The sequence below is a fragment of the Nocardioidaceae bacterium SCSIO 66511 genome, assembly GCA_023100825.1.
Lineage (GTDB): Bacteria > Actinomycetota > Actinomycetes > Propionibacteriales > Nocardioidaceae > Solicola.
Window position 1 is genome coordinate 3,119,717 of the sequence record CP095846.1, and the last position, 15,652, is coordinate 3,135,368.

Sequence of the window (15,652 nt, forward strand, 5' to 3'; positions counted from 1 at the left end):
CGATTGTCTCAACCGGCTCCACTACTCGTAGAGGGCATCCAACTTGTCGCGGTGCTTGTCTTCGACGACCCGGCGCTTGAGCTTCAGGCTCGGCGTCAGCTCGTCGCGCTCGATGGACAGATCGTGATCGAGGATGACGAACTTCTTGATCGTCTCCCAGCGATTGAGCTTGGAGTTCAGCTCGTCCACGTAGCCCTGCATCATCTCGCGCATCACATCCGACTTCGCGACCTCAGCGTACGAAGCGCCCTCCATCCCGTGCTTCGCCGCCCACTCGGTGACCGCGTCGGCGTCGAGGGTGATGATCGCCGAGCAGAAGTTGCGATCGGCACCGTGCACGATCATCTGGCTCGCGAGGGGGCAGACGCCCTTGAACACACCCTCGATATGCGACGGCGCGACGTACTTGCCGCCGGAGGTCTTGAAGAGGTCCTTCTTGCGGTCGGTGATGCGCAGGTAGCCTTCGTCATCGAGCTCGCCGATGTCGCCGGTGGCGAACCAGCCGTCGTCGAGCATCGTCTGCGACGTCTCGGCCTCCAGGTTGTGGTAGCCGGCCATCACCCCCGGCCCGCGTACGAGGACCTCGCCGTCGTCGGCGATCTTGAACTCCGTGCCCGGGAAGGGTGGGCCGACCGTGCCGAACTTGTAGTTCCAGGGGCGGTTCAGGCTGCTGCCCGCCGCGGTCTCGGTCAGGCCGTAGCCCTCCAGGATGATGATGCCGACGGCGTCGAACCACTCCGCCACCTCGTACGACAGCGGCGCCGATCCGGAGATGAAGAACTTCAGTCGTCCGCCGAACCGCTCACGCACCTTCGACAGCACCAGCTTGTCGGCCACCGCATGCTGCACCTTCAGCAGCGGGGAGAGCTGCTCGCCGTTGCGACGTGCACGCGAGACCTTCAGGCCGACGCCGATCGCCCAGTGGAACAGCTTCGCCTTGATGCCGCCTTCCTCGTCGATCATGGTGACGATGCGGCCGTACGCCTTCTCGAAGATTCGCGGAGCCGCGCCCATGAACGTCGGCTTGATGATGCCGATGTTCTCGACGATCTTGTCGATGCGCCCGTCGACGACCGTTGCGAACCCGGCCTGCAACTGCGATGCGAGCAGCACCTTGCCGAAGGAGTGCGCCAGCGGCAGCCACAGGAACTGCAGATCGGTGTGGTCGAGCTGCTTCTGCGAGGTGGTGGCCGCACCTTCGTACGTCCAGGCTGAGTTGGTCAGGCGTACGCCCTTCGGCCGGCCGGTCGTGCCCGACGTGTAGATGAGGGTGGCGAGGCTGTCGGGCTCGATCGCCGCCACACGGTCGTCGACGACCGACGGATGCTCAGAGAGGTACTTCTCGCCGAGCTCTTCCAGTGCCTCGAGCGTGATCACCCAGGGGTCGTCGCCCTCATCGGGTGCGCCGTCGAACGTGACGACCTTGGCGACGTCGGGAAGGTCGGCTCGATGCTCGCGCAGCTTGGCGATCTGGCCGTCGTCCTCGGCGAACACCACGACGCTGTCGGAATCGGCGACGATGTACTGCACATCGCCCGCGATGGTAGACGGATAGACGGTGGTGGTCGCTGCGCCGGACGCGACGATCGCCAGATCGGCGACGATCCACTCGTACCTCGTCGACGATGCGATCGCGACCCGCTGCTCCGGCTCGACCCCCAAAGCGATCAGCCCTGCGGCGACCCGAGTGACCTCGGAACCGGTCTCGGCCCACGTACGGCTCTGCCAGCCATCGGCCGCATCGGGGAACCGGTACGCCTCGGCGTCGGGTGACCTGCGTACGCGGTCGAAGAAGACGGCGCCCATGCTGGGGAGTCGGTTGTCGATGCTGGCCTGGTCGACGGGGGGCTCGGCCTGACTGGTCATGGCGACGGGTCCTCACACTGTGACTGGAGTTGTGCAGGTCACCGTACTGGACGTATATAACTCGTCGGTAGGTTGTTGCTCAGCTGTTACCGACAGTCACGGGAGCTCGACGCCGAACGCCGGGCGGGTACGTACCGACCAGCTCACCGCCGGCAGCATCGCGAGTCCGAGCACGACGAAGACGCCACCGAGGATCCACCAGCCGGGTGCGCCGAGTCCGATCGGGAGCAGGGCGATCACCGAGGGACCGATCATCGCCGACAGCGAGAACCCGGTCGAGGCCATGCCCTGATACTGACCCTGCGCATGCTGCGGCGCGAGGTCCTGGCCGAGACAGAACTGCGCAGCGGTCTGCGTGATCTCGCCAAGAGCGTGCAGCGCTCCTGCAATCAGCAGCAGTGGTACGGCCTGCGCAGCAGACCCGCCCTCGGTGAGCGAGATCAGTACGCAGACGACCAAGAACACGAAGCCGGCCAACGACGCCGCCCGCGCGGCGGTACGTACGGACTCGATCCGGCGGCTCATCGCAACCTGTCCGAGCACGACGGTGACGGTGTTGACCACGAACAGCACTGAGACGATCCAGGTCGGCGCTTCGGTGAACTCGTTGACCCATACCGGCATGCCGACGTCGAGGATCGCGACCTGGACGCCGGTCGACGCGAGGATCAGTGTCACCACGACGTACGAGCGGTCTCTGAACACGTGCCCGAGGGATACGGCGGACTCCCGTGGCACCGGGGGTACGTGTGGATAGCGGCGCATCACCAGCGCGGCGATCCAACAGCTGACACCGTTGAGAGCGAGCACGATCTGGTAGGCCAGCGCCGAGTCCAGGACCAGCGCGACTCCGCCGATCGCCGCGCCGATGCTCAGGCCGATGAAGTTGATCGCGCGAAGGTACGCACGTACGCGCAGCCGTGCCGCACCGCGGACGCTCGTCGCGATCAGCGCGCTGCGTACCGCCGCCGAACCGCGATCGAACGCGGTCAGAGCCGACACCGAGACGACGAACGACCACCATTGGGTTCCGGCGAAGGGAACGCTGATCGCTGCACATCCGCCGCAGACGAGCAGAACGATCAGCAGTTCGCGGGCGCCGACCCGATCACTGAGATGACCGAGCGGGATACCCGCGATCAGACCGCACAACCCGGCGATGGTCAGGCCGAGTCCGACCTCGGTCGCGCCGAGGCCCTGGATCCGGGTGAAGTACAGCACCGCCGCGACGCCGAACATCCCGTGGCCGACGGTGTTCGCAAGGGTCGTCCACGCCATCACCGTGGCCTCGGGCAGCCGCGGATGCGACCAGCCCAGCACTCCCCCGAAAGACATCACGCAGTCTTCGTCACGTACCTCTCGGCCCGTTCTCGTGCCCGCTTGGCAACCCGAGGCTCTTCGAGCAACCGCGGAAGCAGCGATCGCTGCGTGGTCAGCGCTCGGAACATCAGCCCGATTGTAATGGGATTTGTGCGATGTTCAACTATCTCGATGGCGTCGCCCGCCTCGACAGCGCCTTCGCTGATCACCCGCAGGTACGCACCCGGGCGTCTCGATTCGGTGAAGCGGCGCACCCAACGGGGCTGGTCCACGAAGCCGGCGAAGACCGAGCACGGGATGCGTACGCCGGCCACCTCGAGGATCGTCGTACCGATCCGCCAGCGGTCGCCGATGCCTGCCTCGTTGAGGTCGATGCCGCGCGTCGTGAGGTTCTCGCCGAACCCTCCGGCAGCGATCGGACCGCCGAGCTCGCTCGCCCAGGAGTCGAGGTCCTCCCGGGCAAAGGCGTACACGGCCTGATCGGGTCCGCCGTGGTGCTCGAGATCGGCGATCTCGTCGGGTTCGAGGCCGAGCACTCCCACGCGCACTGGACCGTCGACGGGACGCTTGTCGATGGCGCTGCGTTTCAGATTGCCCCACGGGACCGGTCGCGTCGAACCGACGTTGACCGACTCGACGACCGCACTCACTTCTTACCCGACTTGTCCTTGCTCTCGCCGGTCGAGAGGGCGGCGACGAACGCCTCCTGCGGAACCTCGACGCGACCGACCATCTTCATCCGCTTCTTGCCCTCCTTCTGCTTCTCCAGCAGCTTGCGCTTACGGCTGATGTCGCCGCCATAGCACTTGGCGAGTACGTCCTTACGGATGGCGCGGATCGTCTCGCGGGCGATGACCCGCGACCCGATCGCGGCCTGGATCGGCACCTCGTACTGCTGACGCGGGATGAGGTCCTTCAGCTTGCTCGCGAGCGCGACACCGTATGCATAGGCGGCGTCTCGGTGCACGATCGCGCTGAACGCGTCGACCGGCTCTCCTTGCAGCAGAATGTCGACCTTGACCAGATCGGCCTGCTGCTCTCCGGTCGGTTCGTAGTCGAGCGAGGCGTACCCCTTCGTACGGCTCTTCAGCGCGTCGAAGAAGTCGAAGACGATCTCGGCGAGCGGGAGTACGTACCGGAGCTCGACGCGGTCCTCGGACAGGTAGTCCATGCCTTCGAGTGACCCGCGGCGGCTCTGGCACAGCTCCATGATCGGACCGATGAAGTCGCTGGGCGACAGGATCGTCGCTTTCACGATCGGTTCGTGCACTGTTTCGATCTTGCCGGTCGGGTACTCGGACGGGTTGGTGACGGTCTCCTCGGAGCCGTCTTCCATGTCAACGCGGTAGACGACGTTCGGCGTTGTCGAGATCAGGTCGAGGTCGAACTCGCGCTCCAGTCGCTCGCGCACGATCTCCATGTGCAGCAGACCGAGGAAGCCGCAGCGGAATCCGAAGCCGAGAGCTCCGGACGTCTCCGGCTCGTACTGCAGGGCCGCGTCGTTGAGCTGCAGCTTGTCGAGCGCATCGCGCAGCGTCGGGTAGTCGTCGCCGTCGATCGGGTACAACCCGGCGAAGACCATCGGCGTCGGGTGCCGGTAGCCGCCGAGGGGCGCGGTCGCGCCTTTGTTGGCAGACGTGACCGTATCGCCGACCCGAGACTGGCGTACCTCCTTGACGCCGGTGATCAGATAACCGACCTCGCCGACACCGATCTCCTTCGCCTTCGTCGGCTCGGGCGAGATCACGCCGACCTCGAGCATCTCGTGGACGGCCCCGGTCGACATCATCGCGATGCGGTCACGGTGGGTGAGCTTGCCGTCGACGACGCGCACGTACGTCACGACCCCGCGATAGGTGTCGTAGACCGAGTCGAAGATCAGCGCGCGCGGCGGTGCGTCGGCGTCGCCGGTCGGCGGCGGCGTCTGCTCGACGACCTCGTTGAGCAGCTCCTCGACACCCTCGCCGGTCTTCGCCGACACCCGGAGCACATCGGTGACGTCGCAGCCGATGATGTGCGCGAGCTCCGCAGCGTACTTCTCCGGTTGCGCGCCGGGCAGGTCGATCTTGTTCAGGACCGGGATGATGTGCAGATCGGCTTCGATCGCGAGGTAGAGGTTCGCGAGCGTCTGCGCCTCGATGCCCTGCGCCGCGTCGACCAGAAGTACTGCGCTCTCGCACGCCTCCATGCTGCGGCTCACCTCGTACGTGAAGTCGACGTGGCCGGGAGTGTCGATCAGGTTGAGCACGTACTGCTTCGCGGTGCCGTCGGCCTCGCGCTTCGCGAACGGGAGCCGCACGGCCTGGCTCTTGATGGTGATGCCACGCTCGCGCTCGATGTCCATCCGGTCGAGGTACTGCGCGCGCATCGACCGGTCGTCGACGACACCGGTGTGCTGGAGCATCCGGTCGGCGAGCGTCGACTTGCCGTGGTCGATGTGCGCGATGATGCAGAAGTTGCGGAGGATCGCGGGATCAGTCGCACCGGGTTGTGGTGCGTCGCTGGGTCTCGTGGCCATGATGAGCCATCTTCCCATGTACGCCGTGGGCTTCCGAATCCGTGGGACGACCCGAGACGACCGGCTCTGGGTGAGCGCGTACTAATCCGCTTGCCGGGCGTCGGCCCTCGGGCCAACAATCGGTGCCATGAGCACGGCGGCACACGGCGAGCAACCCGGCGGCAGACGCTTGCCGTACGCCGACGCGCCGATTCAGGTTCGCGCGTGGGTCGAACGCGAGCTGGGCTCCCCGGTCGCGATCAGCGTGGACTGCTCGGGCGGCTTCTCGCCCGGGCCCGCTGCACGGGTCATATCGCATGACGGCCGGCGGGCATTCGTCAAGGCCGTCGGGCCGGAGCTCAACGCCCTGACGCCCGGGCTGCTGCGTAGCGAGATCGCGGCACTTGCCGCGATACCGTCGCATCCGAGCGTTCCTCGAGTGCATGCGTCGTATGACGACGGCGACTGGGTGGCGCTGATGCTCGAGGACATCCCCGGGTCCCTACCGGGTCGCCCGTGGACGGTTGGTGCTCTCGAGCGAGTCGCCGACACGATCGCGGACCTGCAGGACGTACTCGATCCTTGTCCGTGGAGCGATGCGCCGACAGCGAGCCGCCGCGCGGCGCCGATGTTCGATCGGTGGCGCGACCTGGTGGACGATCCGCCGGCCGACCTCGACCCCTGGTGGAGCGCACATCTCGGCGAGCTCGCCGACCTGGCGTCGACGGCACTCGACGTCATCGACGGTGACCAGCTCGCGCATTGGGACTTGCGATCCGACAACCTTTTGCTCACCGACGACCACGTGGTGCTGGTCGACTGGGGACAGGCTCGACGTGGCGCGGCGTGGATGGACCCGTTGCTCCTGGTCGTCGACGCCGTGATCAGCGGCGCCGACGTAGATCCTGACCGGCTGCGCGTACGCCTGCCGCTGCTCCGAGATGCCGACTCCGGCGACGTCGCACGAGTCGTCTGCGCGATTGCGATGGCCTGGCGGCACACGAGCCGCTCGCCGACGGTCGGACTCGACTCGTTGCGTCCGTGGCAGCGCCGCTGGGCGGATGCGCTCACGCGTTGGCTGCGCGAGCTGCTCTGACGCTCGTACGCCGAAATTGCATTGCGGTCGGGACATCCCGGCGACAGTCTGTGCCCTATGACCCGCCCCGAGATCCGAGTTGATCGCGCCGCCGACGACGAGCGCTTCCTCGCAACGGACCAGACCGTCTGGTTCGGTGAGATCAGCCCTTCGCCGACGGATACCCAGCTCCTCGGAGTGCCCGAGAACCAGCGGTTCGCGGTGGAGGTCGATGACACCGATCCCGGCACGTATGCCGGCATCTACGGCGTGCGGCCGATGGAGCTCGCGGTACCCGCCTCGACCGGTCGGGCATCGCTCGTGCCATGCGCCGGGCTCACGTGGGTCGGCGTACATCCAGACCACCGACGCCGCGGCGTACTGACCGCGATGCTGCGCCATCACGTCGAGCAGACTCATCGCGAAGGCGTCGCCTTGTCGGCACTGCATGCGAGTGAGCCGGCGATCTACGGCCGACACGGGTACGGGCTCGCCACGCAGGAGTACGAGCTGTCGTTGGGACGCGGCACGGAGCTGCGGGCGCCGGGGCTCGAGGAGGCGGCGAAGACCATCCGTACGAGCTTCGCCACGGCATCGGACCAGGGAGTGGCCGAGCGGCTTCGCGAATGCGTGCTGCGTTCCGCGCCCTCTACGCCGGGCGTGATCATTGGCGCGCAGAGCTTCTACTCGGGGATCGTGGATAGCAGTCAGCGCCCGGAAGCGTTGCGGGACAACGAGCCGACGCGCTTCCTGTTCGCGGTTCGTGACGGTGCGGACGTCGGTGTCGCGGTGTTCCGCCGCCATCAGAAATGGGAGCAGGCACGTCCGAAGGGCAAGCTCGAGATCTTCGCTCTGGAGGGCGATCCGGCAACGCGGCTCGCGCTGCTGCGCCGCCTGCTCGACTTCGATCTGATCGCGACCGTCACCGTGCCAAGGGTGGGCGTGGACGACCCGCTGTGGTCATGGATCGGCCCGCGCGTCGCCGATGACCTCACGTTCAACGACAACCTGTGGATCCGGATCGTCGACCTCCCGGCAGCGCTCCCCCTACGCGCCTACGCCGCCGACTGCGATGTCGTGGTCGACGTCGACGACCCGGCTGCACCGTGGCAGGCGGGGCGATGGCGGATCCGCATCCGCGGCGGCGAGGCAGTCGCCGAACGCACCGATGACCCGGCAGACCTCGCTGTACCCATTGCCGTACTCGGGTCGGCGTACCTCGGCGGCGCGAACCTGATCGCCATGCGTCGAGCGGGCGTGCTCGACGAACTCCGGTCGGATGCGGTCGCGGAGCTCTCGCGCGCGTTCCGATCCGACGTCGCTCCATATCCTGCGACCGGCTTCTGACACGTACGCCCGGGATCACCCTGGTCACTCCCTGACTTCCTCGAGAAGTCCTCGCCCGAGCGAGGGCACGGGCTACCGTCGAGACATGCGGTTGATCCTGAACATCATCTGGCTCGTCTTCGGCGGGCTGTGGCTTGCGCTCGGCTACGCCGTCGCGGGAATCATCTGCTGCATTCTGATCGTGACGATCCCGTTCGGCATCGCATCGTTTCGAATCGCGAACTATGCACTCTGGCCGTTCGGGCGTACGACCGTCCCGAACCCAGGAGCCGGCGTCCCTTCGCTCATCGGCAACGTGATCTGGATCGTCTTCGCGGGCTGGTGGCTTGCCCTCGGTCACATCGTCACGGGCATCGCGCAATGCATCACCATCATCGGCATCCCGCTCGGGATCGCGAACTTCAAGTTGATCCCGGTCTCCTTGCTCCCCCTCGGATACCGCATCGTGCCGACCGATCGACCTTTCGCAGGCTCGGCTGCGTACGCGGCCTAGCCTGCCGCGCTCCCGGCTGGCCCCGCCCGCCCCGCTGGGCCGCACGTTTCGGCCCCCGTTACGCGGTATCTGGGGCCGAAACGTGCGGCCCAGCGGGCGGGTAGTTGGTCGTCGGGCGGACAGGAGACCGATTTGGGCCGCCCGACCACGCCCTGATAAAGTGAGCGGTCGCGTCTTCGAGACGCGATCCGACCCATACCTCCTACACACCGAGGCTTGCCCAGTGGCGAACATCAAGTCGCAGATCAAGCGCAACCGGCAGAACGACGCCGCGCGCGAGCGCAACAAGGCCGTTCGTTCGGCGCTGAAGACGTCGGTCCGTCGCTTCGACGAGGCCGTCGAAGCCGGCAACACCGATGACGCCAAGAAGTTCGCGCACGACGCGACCCGCCGCCTCGACAAGGCCGCGACCAAGGGCGTCATCCACAAGAACCAGGCTGCGAACCGCAAGTCGGCCATCGCCAAGAAGGCCGCGGCGCTCTAGCCGTCGGACGTACGAGTTGGGCTCCACCGAATCGGTGGGGCCCATTTCGTGTTTGTACAGGTCACCGTGTACGCGAGCGGTAGACCGAGAGCACCATGTGCTCGAGGGCGTACTCCGCATCTCCGGCGCCGCCCTTCACATCGAGGTCGGCGCGCGCAACGGCCGACAACGCGCCGGCCAGGCCGGATTGGTCCCAGGACCGTAGCTGAGCCCGTAGCGACCGCACCCGAAACGCCGGCGCTCCGATCTCGCGGGCGAGCTCGGCGTCTCGCAGGCCACGCGGGGCGGACTGGAGCTTTGCCAGTGAGCGCAACCCGGACGCGAAGGCGCTGATGATCAGGACCGGCGCGACATTGTTGCCGAGCGCCCACCGCAACTGCTCGAGTGCAACGCCGAGCTTGCCCTCGATGGCCGCATCTGCGATGTCGAAGCTCTTCACCTCGGCGCGGCCGTCGAAGTAGCGGCGCACGAGGTCGATCGTGACCCGCGATCTGCTGCCCGCGGCGGGGGCGACTGCCGAGACGAGCTGATCACAGGCGGCCGCGAGGGCTCGCAGATCGTTGCCCACAGCGGTGACCAGGAAGGACGCCGCGTCATCAGTGATCGTGCCGCCGTGCTCACGAACCTCGCCGGCGACCCAGCCACCGAGCTCCCATGGTTTGGGCGGCGCAGACGCGACCTCGTGTACGCCCCCGAGCTTACGCAGCTTGTCGAGAACGCCCTTGCCCTTGTTGCCACCGGGGTGCACGAGTACGCATGCGACATCGGGCGACGGAGCGACCGCGTACGCGAGCAGATCCTGCTGGGCGTCGTCACCGAGCTCGGGCAGCTCACGGATGACCAATGCACGGGCAGAGGAGAACAGTGACGGGCTCGTCAGCGAAGGCAACTCGCCGGCGGCAACGGATGAGGCAAGTACATCGGTCTCATCCGCATCGGGCGCCTCGGCGCGGATCGCGGCCATCAGCCGCGACACGGCACGCTCGGACAGGAACTCGGCCGATCCGGTCACCAGAGTCACGGTGCCGAACGGGGATTTCGACGCGGTCTTCGTTGCCATCGTCGTTCAGCATCGCATGCGCCACCGACACCTCACGATCGGCCTGCGCCCGTACTCATCGGGTGACGATCGTCGACCGGTGTCCGTCGACGACAACGGCTATGTCGCCGGCGACATCGGTGCGTACGACACGCATCTCGTTCTGCTCGGCGAGGTCCAGCATGGCGGGTGCCGGGTGACCGTAGTCGTTGTCGGCGCCGACGCTGATGAGCGCGAAGTCGGCGTCGACCCTCTCGAACAGCGCTGGATCCTGGCTCGCACTGCCGTGATGCGGGACCTTGAGGACGTCAACGGCCGGATCTGCCATCGCCTGCAGTACCGCCGCTTGCGCCTCGGGCTCGATGTCACCGGTGAGCAGCATGCGCACACCCTGAACCTCGGCGAGCAGCACGACACTCGTGTTGTTGACCGCGGCGCCGTCGCTTTCGGCAAGCTCGCCTTCGGCGACCTCCTTGGACGGCGCAAGAACCGTCCACGCCAGGTCGCCGACCTGCTGCTGTGTGCCGTAATCGAGCTGCACGAGTGGCACTCCCGAGGTGTCCAACAAAGCCTCGGCGCCGACACCCACAGCACCCACCCGGCGTCCATCGAGCACTCCGCCGAGTCCACCAGTGTGATCGGCGTGGGCATGGGTAAGCACGACGAGCGGGATGCGGTCGATACCGAGATCGTCGAGACACCGGTCGACGAGCCGCGGCTCGGGACCGGTGTCGACGACGACGGCCTGCCCGGACCCGACGTTCAGCACGAGCGCATCGCCCTGGCCCACATCACACATGACCATCGCCCACCCGTCCGGCGGCCACCCGACGCTGACCGGGCGCACGATCAGAACCGAGACCAGGACGACTGCGGGTACGCAGACGAGTGGTCGTGACAAGCCCCAGTAGCACCCCGCAGCGAGCAGGATCGTCACCACGGTGATCGCGATGATCGTCGGTGCGGACGAACCCCATTCGGCCGCCGCACCCGGAAATGCGGCGCTGCGGTGTCCGACCGCCACGATCCAACCGGCAAACAGACCCGTGAACCAGCCGACGAGGTGACTCGCCGGATCCGAAAAGAGCGCGACCAGCCCGCCGAGCAGCCCGAGCACCGTTGCCGGACCGACCGCCGGTGCTACCAGGAGGTTCGCGGCGACGGCGACGAACGACACCTGACCCGAGATCACCGCCACCGCGGGCGTACAGGCGAGCTGCGCGGCAAGAGGAACGGCGACGGCCTCGGCGCACCAGCGCGGCATCCAACGCGCGAGCCGGTCGCGCCATGGCGGCGCCAGTACGAGGATCCCGGCGGTCGCACAAACCGACAACACGAATCCTGCGGTACGCGCGAGCCACGGGTCGAGCAGCAGAAGGCCGACGATCGCCCAGGACAATGCTCTGATGCCTCGCCCGCTGCCCCCGGCCCCGAGTCCGGCGATGGCGACGAGACCCATCGCCGCGGCGCGTACGACGCTGGGCTCCGGACGCGCGAGGAGCACGAACCCAACGGTGCCGGCGACCGCGATCGCGATCTTCCATCTTCCGCGGACGCCGAACAGTCGCGCGATCAGCAGCAGGAAGCCGACGACGAGCGTGAGGTTCGTGCCCGAAACGGCGAGCAGATGGGTCAGCCCGCTCGCCCGGAAGTCGTCGGCGAGTTGTTCGGGCATCGCCTGGTCGTCGCCATGTACGAGCGCAGGAACGAGTGCGGCAACGTCATCGGAGCGGCGCGAGACCGACTCCGTGACGGCGGCGCGCAACTCGGCCGACGCGTCCCACCACCACGCGGGGTCGCCGACAACTGTGTAATCCGAGTTCCCATGCAACTCAGCCGCATGGTCGGACGAGTCGGACGGGCTGAGTACCCCCGACGCATCGACCGACTCCCCCAGCCGGACATCGGCCCACTCCTCGTCGGCGAAGACGACGATCGGCTCGCGAGTGTCGGCCGACACTCCCCTGCCCTCGACGTGGGTGGCGCGGGCTTCGACCACGACGAGTTCCGCGTATCCGATGTCGATCGTGCGCGGATCGCTGACGACATCGAGCCGGAGGCTGACCGCGGCGCCATCGGCAGCCAACGCGGCTACCGGGCCTGTCGACGCGGTCGTGAGTCGTAAACCGGCGACGAGACAGGTCGCCGAGAGGACGAGCAGGGTGATCGTGGCCAGTCGTAGCCCGCGCCGGGCGGTGATGACACCGGCGACACCCGCGACCACTGCGGCGAGCATCACCTCACCCGGCCGGCGACCGACCGCGACCGCCGCTCCCGCCCAGGCGATCAGTGCCGGAACCGCCATCCGATAGTCGACACCGGCCCGGTCGACGTCGCTCACACGGTCACCAGCTCACGTAGCTCCTCGAGCGTCACCTCCCCGATTCCGTCGACCTCGAGCAACTCATCGACCGAGCCGAACTGGCCGTGCTCGGTGCGCCAGTCGAGAATCGCCTGCCCGGTCACGGGCCCGACACCCGGAAGAGTGTCTAGCTGCTCGAGCGTCGCGGTGTTCAGGTTGACCGTCGTCGTGGGCGCTGTGTCCGGGGTCGTCGTACCGTCGACCGGCGGCGCGGCGCCCTCGACCGCCGGCATGCCGACGATGATCTGCTCCCCGTCGACGAGCACACGCGCCAGGTTGACTGTGCTCAGGTCGACTCGGTTGCCGACCGTGCCGCCGGCAGCCTTGATCGCATCCGCCACGCGAGAGCCCGTGCGTAACGAGACGATGCCCGGGTCGCGCACTTTGCCTGTCACGTCGACCACGACCTTGCCGCCAGCAGGCGACGCAGCGGCATCCGTTGGCGCCGCACTGGCGTCATCACCGCCGGTCGCCGGGCCGGTTGACGACTCGCCGGCCGGCGGACCGGACGTCTCGACCTGCGAAACCGGAGTGACCTCGCTGGGTCGGGACGAGACGAACCACCAGGCGCCGAGAGCGACGAACACCGCGATCACAGCCGTCACGACGACGACATGGTGGGCCGTCAGCCCCGCACCGCCGAGCCGGGACTGAACCGACGCCGGCAGCCGATCGTGCACATCGCCCAGTAGGGGGGACCGGGGAGGGGCTGACGACCCGAGATGGGGGCCGGCCTCCGGCAGGGGGCGGGGAACCCCTCCACCGTCGCCCATCTCAGGAGGCGCGTCGGGCCCGCCGTCGCCTCGGTCGTCGGCCAGCTGTGCACCGATGATCGCGAGCCGCCGCAACGCAGCTGCGTTGCGGTCGCTCGTCGTACGGTCAGGTCTTCTGCGCATCACACCCGGCAAAGTAGGCGGCCGACAGGTTGATCCGCGAGGTCACGACGGGCGATTGTGGACAACCAGGGTCATCGGCCGACCGCTGTGGATGAAATCTGGCTCGAAGCCGGTTGCAGTGCCTACTGGCAAGACCCGGGAGGATTGGAGCGCGCGATGAAGGTGGCAGTACTCGGTACCGGGATCATGGGCGCGGCCGCCGCCCGGAGTCTGCTCCGCGCCGATCTCACGGTGCATGTCTGGAACCGCTCGGTCGCGAAGGCCCAGCCGCTGGCTGTCGACGGTGCGACGGTCGCTGCAAGCGTGCGGGATGCCGTACGCGGCGCAGATGTCGTACTGGTCTGCGTCTTCGACACCGACGCTGTTCTCGACGTACTGACCGAGATGCGGGAGTCGGTCGGCGATGCCGTCGTGCTCCAGGCATCCACCATCGGCATCGAGGGCACCCGCCGTGCTGCCGAGACTGCGGCCGAACATGGGATAACGCTTGTCGACGCTCCCGTGCTCGGCACGAAGCAGCCGGCCGAACAGGGCATGCTCACGACCCTCGTATCGGGCGATCCGGCCGCGATCGAGCGCGCTACGCCGGTGCTCGATGCGATCGGAGCAAGGACGATCCGCGTGGGCGACCGGGTCGGTCGGGCCAGCGCCCTCAAACTCGTCGTCAACTCATGGGTCGGCACGCTCACTGCAGGACTGGGCCAGTCGATCGCATTCGCCGAACATCTCGATGTCGACCCGGCGTTGTTTCTCGAGGTTCTCGCCGGCGGCGCGACGGATACGCCGTACGCCCACCTCAAAGGCGCAGCGATGATCGAGCATTCATACCCGACGTCCTTCTCGGTCGACGGTGTCGTCAAGGACGTCGGCCTGATGCGCGCCGCGGCCGAAGAGGTCGGTGTCGCCGACACCATCCTCGCTGCAGTCGAGCAGGTGTTCATGACAACGGCGAGCAACGGACTCGGCAGTGACGACATGGCCGCAGTGCGCGAAGCGTTCTAGGTCTGCTGCGCCGTTGGCTTTCCCGTTTCTACCGGTACGACTACCCGGCTGCCCGATTCGGGTTCGTTGTCGGCTCGTCTGCTTCTACCGTGCTAAACCCGCCTGCCGGGCTCGGGTTCGCTGTCCGCTCTCCCACTTCCACCGGTACGACTACCCGGCTGCCCGATTCCGCTCGCTGTCGGCTCTCCCGCTTCCTTCGGCTGGGCATAGACGCGGCGATGCGGGGGCCGCAGCTACGACTTCGCGTCGCTTTCCGGCATTCCCGCTTCGGTCGGCCTTTGCGGGGTCGATTACCAAGTAGACATGGTGAAACGTCACTTTGCATGGCAGGGACACCGTGCAAAGTGACAGGTTGCCGTGCACGATGGTACGTACGTGGCCACGGTGACAGGAGTCGGCTCACTGGCGTCTCCCGTCACAACCTCGGGGCGACGACGACCGCGACCATCCCCGGGCCGACGTGTGCGCCTACGGCAGCGCCGACCTCGAGTACGCGTACCTGATCGAGGTCGAGTTCCTCCTGCAGAGCCTCGGCGACGTCGTTCGCGCGGTCTTCGGCGGCGAGATGCTGCACAGCGACATCGAAGGTGCCGCCGGTACGCCGGGCGTACGTGACGGCCAGCTCCTGCAGTCGGTTGAGGGCCCGAGCGGACGTACGGACCTTCTCCAGCGGGCCGATGCGTCCGTCATCGATGGACAACAGCGGCTTCATGGCCAGCGCAGAGCCGACGAGCGCGCCGAGGGTGCTCACCCGCCCGCCCCGGCGCAGGTACTCGAGGGTGTCGACGTAGAAGTACGACGCGGTCGCGTCGCCGCGGGTCTTGGCTGCGGCGATCGCCTTCTCGATCGGTGCATCGTCAGCGAGCAGCTCGGCGGCGGTCAGCGCGGCGAAGCCGATGCCCATGCCGACCTGACGACTGTCGACACAGTGCACGGGAACCCGCGCCGTACGTCCGGCGATCTGCGCCGACTCGAACGTACCCGAGACCTCCGAGCTGAGATGGATCGACAGAATCTGCGACACGCCGTCGTCGGCCAGCTCGGCGTACGTGCGGGAGAACACCTCGGGGGCGGGACGAGACGTGCTGACCGATCGGTGCGTCTCGAGGGCCGATGCGACGTCGCCCGGAGCGATGTCGACGCCCTCGGTCAGGCAGTCGTCGCCGACAACGACCTGAAGCGGTACGACCCGCACGTCGTAACGCTCCGCGAGGTCGGCAGGCAGTGACGACGCCGAGTCTGTGACGAGCGCGATCCGATCGGACATGACT

The 15,652-nt window shown here is 67.3% G+C and carries 13 protein-coding genes; 5 read left to right on the plus strand and 8 right to left on the minus strand.

Annotated elements, in window-relative coordinates:
* Positions 1–21: 21 nt before the first annotated feature.
* The 4 genes from MU582_14725 to lepA form a co-directional block, all read right to left on the minus strand.
* Complete coding sequence (locus MU582_14725; protein ID UPK73682.1) at positions 22–1,866, minus strand: long-chain fatty acid--CoA ligase; 1,845 nt, start codon at positions 1,864–1,866, stop codon at positions 22–24.
* Between the two features lie 96 nt (positions 1,867–1,962).
* Positions 1,963–3,201: an MFS transporter gene (locus MU582_14730; GenBank protein UPK73683.1), complete on the minus strand. Its 1,239-nt coding sequence runs from the start codon at positions 3,199–3,201 to the stop codon at positions 1,963–1,965.
* Positions 3,201–3,836 carry an MOSC domain-containing protein gene (locus MU582_14735; protein ID UPK73684.1) on the minus strand — a complete coding sequence of 212 codons (636 nt, stop codon included), beginning with the start codon at positions 3,834–3,836 and terminating at the stop codon, positions 3,201–3,203. Before MU582_14735 ends, MU582_14730 begins: the two co-directional genes overlap by 1 nt.
* A complete protein-coding gene (gene lepA, locus MU582_14740) occupies positions 3,833–5,704 on the minus strand; it encodes a translation elongation factor 4 (protein ID UPK73685.1) in 1,872 nt (623 codons plus the stop codon). Before lepA ends, MU582_14735 begins: the two co-directional genes overlap by 4 nt.
* Positions 5,705–5,831: 127 nt before the next feature.
* Between lepA and MU582_14745 the strand changes: the two genes are divergently transcribed.
* The 4 genes from MU582_14745 (at position 5,832) to rpsT (ending at position 9,082) form a co-directional block, all read left to right on the plus strand.
* Positions 5,832–6,779 carry an aminoglycoside phosphotransferase family protein gene (locus tag MU582_14745; GenBank protein ID UPK73686.1) on the plus strand — a complete coding sequence of 316 codons (948 nt, stop codon included), beginning with the start codon at positions 5,832–5,834 and terminating at the stop codon, positions 6,777–6,779.
* Positions 6,780–6,836: 57 nt separating this feature from the next.
* Entirely contained in the window at positions 6,837–8,105 is a 1,269-nt protein-coding gene (locus MU582_14750; GenBank protein ID UPK73687.1) for a GNAT family N-acetyltransferase, read from the plus strand.
* A gap of 85 nt (positions 8,106–8,190) precedes the next feature.
* Positions 8,191–8,598 (plus strand): YccF domain-containing protein, encoded by a 408-nt coding sequence (locus tag MU582_14755; GenBank protein ID UPK73688.1) that lies wholly within the window; start codon positions 8,191–8,193, stop codon positions 8,596–8,598.
* Positions 8,599–8,821: 223 nt separating this feature from the next.
* Complete coding sequence (gene rpsT / locus MU582_14760; protein UPK73689.1) at positions 8,822–9,082, plus strand: 30S ribosomal protein S20; 261 nt, start codon at positions 8,822–8,824, stop codon at positions 9,080–9,082.
* Between the two features lie 61 nt (positions 9,083–9,143).
* Here rpsT and holA read toward each other — a convergent pair whose 3' ends face one another.
* From holA to MU582_14775, 3 genes are read right to left on the minus strand one after another with little or no spacing between them, the layout of a single operon-like run.
* Entirely contained in the window at positions 9,144–10,142 is a 999-nt protein-coding gene (gene holA, locus MU582_14765) for a DNA polymerase III subunit delta (GenBank protein UPK73690.1), read from the minus strand.
* Between the two features lie 55 nt (positions 10,143–10,197).
* Positions 10,198–12,462, minus strand: coding sequence for a ComEC/Rec2 family competence protein (locus MU582_14770; GenBank protein UPK73691.1), 2,265 nt, complete (start codon positions 12,460–12,462; stop codon positions 10,198–10,200).
* The gene (locus tag MU582_14775; GenBank protein ID UPK73692.1) at positions 12,459–13,379 is read right to left on the minus strand and encodes a ComEA family DNA-binding protein; all 921 of its coding nucleotides are present in this window, start codon (positions 13,377–13,379) and stop codon (positions 12,459–12,461) included. The genes MU582_14770 and MU582_14775 overlap by 4 nt, the downstream gene beginning before the upstream one ends.
* A 156-nt stretch (positions 13,380–13,535) precedes the next feature.
* Here MU582_14775 and MU582_14780 point away from each other — a divergent pair, with 156 nt between their 5' ends.
* Positions 13,536–14,381, plus strand: coding sequence for an NAD(P)-dependent oxidoreductase (locus tag MU582_14780; GenBank protein ID UPK73693.1), 846 nt, complete (start codon positions 13,536–13,538; stop codon positions 14,379–14,381).
* Positions 14,382–14,796: 415 nt separating this feature from the next.
* On the opposite strand, the gene MU582_14785 is transcribed toward MU582_14780, so the two are convergent.
* Positions 14,797–15,648, minus strand: a complete 852-nt coding sequence (locus MU582_14785; protein UPK73694.1) for a DegV family protein — start codon at positions 15,646–15,648, stop codon at positions 14,797–14,799.
* Between the last annotated feature and the right edge of the window lie 4 nt (positions 15,649–15,652).